This window comes from Methylophaga sp. UBA5088, from assembly GCF_002414625.1.
Classification (GTDB): Bacteria; Pseudomonadota; Gammaproteobacteria; order Nitrosococcales; family Methylophagaceae; genus Methylophaga; species Methylophaga marina.
The window spans coordinates 32,213-35,679 of sequence record NZ_DIAC01000103.1 but is presented as its reverse complement, the minus strand read 5'-3'; the positions used below and the strand labels follow the sequence as shown (position 1 = coordinate 35,679).

The 3,467-nt window shown below is 42.0% G+C and carries 4 protein-coding genes; all 4 read right to left on the bottom strand.

What is annotated here, in order from left to right; translation table 11 throughout:
* Positions 1–398: 398 nt before the first annotated feature.
* Positions 399–2,108 (bottom strand): potassium/proton antiporter, encoded by a 1,710-nt coding sequence (locus B4K20_RS12965; RefSeq protein ID WP_289283191.1) that lies wholly within the window; start codon positions 2,106–2,108, stop codon positions 399–401.
* Positions 2,109–2,183: 75 nt separating this feature from the next.
* Entirely contained in the window at positions 2,184–2,660 is a 477-nt protein-coding gene (locus B4K20_RS12960) for an LEA type 2 family protein (protein WP_289283190.1), read from the bottom strand.
* A 181-nt stretch (positions 2,661–2,841) separates the two neighbouring features.
* The gene (locus tag B4K20_RS12955; protein WP_289283189.1) at positions 2,842–3,111 is read right to left on the bottom strand and encodes a hypothetical protein; all 270 of its coding nucleotides are present in this window, start codon (positions 3,109–3,111) and stop codon (positions 2,842–2,844) included.
* 225 nt (positions 3,112–3,336) lie between these two features.
* A partial coding sequence (locus B4K20_RS17060; protein ID WP_414683389.1) for a hypothetical protein occupies positions 3,337–3,467 on the bottom strand: 131 nt, incomplete at its 5' end.

Here is a 3,467-nt window from a genome sequence, read left to right as displayed (position 1 = left end):
TTTTTTGTCAGTTCGCTATTGTATTCTGTGAGTGATTGATTAATTTTGCCAAAGTTATACATCGCTACCAAGGCGGTCACGAGCACAACAGAGAGTAGACTAAGTCCAGCCCAGAAGCTAAACCGTTGCTGAATAGATAAATTCATACTGACTCCACACAAAGCGGTTCCCCGTCAACATCGCAGCATGTTTATCAGCTGAGAAATAAAGCTAAACCTTTATAGTGAAAGACTCAAACAGGCACAAACCAGGCAGACAGTTCTTCATTAAACAGCAGCCGGAAAATGTTCTATGAATGACAACAGGGCACCAAAGAAATGATGATGCGCAAAATATGACAGAAAGCCTCTCAGAAAACAATGTTTAATGAGAGGAAACATGAACTATTTCCGTTTTTTCTAATATAAACGCATTCCGACCTTTTTCACGGTGTCTCCATCAACCTCATTCACGACCCAATGAATGCCGTGCCAATCTATGTCATCACCTACAACAGGGTGCCCCCCCACCCGCCGTGCAATAAACTCGCCTAAACTCACACCCACTTCCTGGGGACTGATCGTCAAACCATAGGCTTTAGCGATATCCACTAACATTGCCTCACCATTGAGAACAAAAGAACCAAAAAAAGCTAATTGCTTCTGATTCAGCTGAGTATCGCCATTAAATAATTCATTTAGATTATCTAAGTCCTCCTCACGGCTGATCACGCATAGAATATCGCCTAGTTTTAGACGCGTACTGCCTTTAGGATGAATCATCTCCTCATGCCGGAATAAGGCAGAAATCATCGCGCCAGATGGAAAACGAAGTAAACGAATAGGTTGGTCGTCGAGACGTTGGTTCTCTACTTTATAGACAAACATTTCAAAATCGCGCTCAGGCAAGATACCTAAAGAACCGCGTTGTCTTGGACTGGCCTTTTTAGGGATCTGCACTCGCATCCATTTTGCCATCGGTAATAAAGTACCGCCTTGGATAAGTAGCGATAACAACACAACAGCAAACGCCACATTAAAATACATCGGGGCATTATCTACCCCACCTATGACAGGAAAAATCGCCAGCACAATAGGCACAGCTCCTCGTAATCCCACCCAGGAAATAAAACCAATTTCACGCCAGCGGAATTTAAAAAACGGTTTTACGGAGAGAATGACTGCCAGTGGCCTTGCAATGAATATCAGGGCTAAGGCTATCACGAGTGAGGGTAAAGCATATTCCATTAATTCGGTTGGAGTGACCAGCAAACCCAGCACCAGGAATAAACCAATCTGGCTTAACCAGGCCAGACCATCATACACTGGCAAAATATGCTGTAATTGACGGGTGTTTTCACTGCCTATCATCAAACCACAGAGATAGATAGCCAGAAAACCACTGCCCCCCATCCAGGACGCTAAACCAAAAATACTAAACCCCAGTGCTAATGCCAACAGTGAGTACAAGCCTGGCATTAACTCCAGTCTTGCCAATAAACGCTTAACTAACCAGCCACCGAACAGACCAATACCAATACCAAAGCCGAATTGTTGAAGGAAAAACAGTACATTGCCTAACACAGTGTTTTCATCACTAATCAATAACTGGATGAACATCAATGTAAGAAAAATCGCCATCGGATCGTTGGTGCCAGACTCGATTTCTAGCGTCGCCCCAACTCGTTCGTTGATATTAATGCCCTGACCACGCAACATAGAAAAGACTGCAGCGGCATCTGTCGACCCTACAATCGCACCAATCAATAAACCTTCAACCAGTGTTAGATTGAATATCCACATGGCTATTAACCCCACCACACCGCTGGTGATAAACACACCTATCGTTGCCATGGATAAAGCAGGTTTAAAGCCGACACGAAATGTTTTGAGGCGAGTACGCATACCGCCATCGAGCAAAATCATGGCGAGTGCCAAATGACCGATAACGAATGCCACGGAATAATTATCAAACTGAATACCTAATATGCCATCTTCTCCGGCCAGCATGCCCAGTGCCAGGAAAATGATCAGCAATGGCAAACCAAAAATAGAAGATAAGCGGCTGGCCAGAATGCTTAAAGCAATCAAGGTTCCGCTTAACAAAAACAACATACTTATCGAATTCATAAAGGCGCTTTTATCAGTGATCTATGGACTAAACATAGCAACAAATGCTCTGAAGAGCACGAAATGACAGTGAATTTATTGAGATGATGATGGCCGTTTTAAACTCAACTCTCCAGCTTCTTCAATGTCAATAAATGGAAAAAGACTACCGATATCCAAACGTGCCTTAAATCGATATTTAACCGCATCCTGATGATGAGACATTAACTGACTAATCAATTTCGCACTACCAAGCAAATCTGGTACTGCTTGGATTGTAAATTCTTCGGTGCCGTATGCCGCAACTCGTGGTAAATCCGGTTCAGCTCCACTCAATATCCGATAACCATCTACTTCAACGGAGTAGCTCACCCCCTTCAATGGTAGCGCTTGTCGATTAGGATTAATCACTTGTAAACCGATAAGGAATGTAGGTGTTGAGGCAGTTGAGGACGGTGCCAGATTAAACGAAGTGATATTGACTTGAGGTTGTTCAAATTCAGGCGACAAGCTCGCACATGCCGACAAGAAATAAACCATGGTGAATAGAAAAATAAAGCGGAGTTGTCGCATAACTCGGTCCTGTTGTTGTTCATTGATGCAATAAGAAAGTTAAGTATTAATATAGACGCAACGCCTTAATTCAAGCTTATTCAATCGATACTTGTTTTAGTGACATAAAAAAACGCCGCATATTTCGGTCAATATGCGGCGTTTAATCGCTTTAATGGGACTTTATCCCATTCAGAAACGGTTATTGACCTCGTTCCTGAAGCTCCTCGTTTTCATCCATTTCATGTGCAGGATGAGGAGCGTTAGCTGCATCTTCAGCTTCTTTCATATTTTCTTTGTAGTCTTCACTCATTTTTTTATCTTTATGAGTGTCAACTGACTCTCCCATTTCATGGGCGGGATGTTTTGCACCTTCATGAGAGTCTTTATGCTCATTCGCAAACGCCATGCTTGATGCGAATAGAAGCGTGAATACTACTGATAACAATGTTGTAAATTGTTTGTTTAACATTATTTTCTCCTTTGTTTGAACTATCAAACATCGGTAAAAAGAGCCTGAATATTGAATTTATCATTCAGGACTGATTCCTACCCTAACGAATTATTCATATGAGATCAAATCGCCAAGAAACAAAATAACCTTAATAATCAACAACTCACGCCCACATCATTTATTCAATGATTATCCTTAACGCTAGTCAAGACAATCCTTACAGCTGACTCAGGATATCACTGATTAACTGACTGCTTTTTTATCAACGGCTACAGAAGTGCCAGTATTCATAAAGCGATTGACTCCGTTTAATAATGCTTTTATCGCTGAAGTAGTGATGTTTTTATCCTGCCCCACACCGAACACGGTTGCAT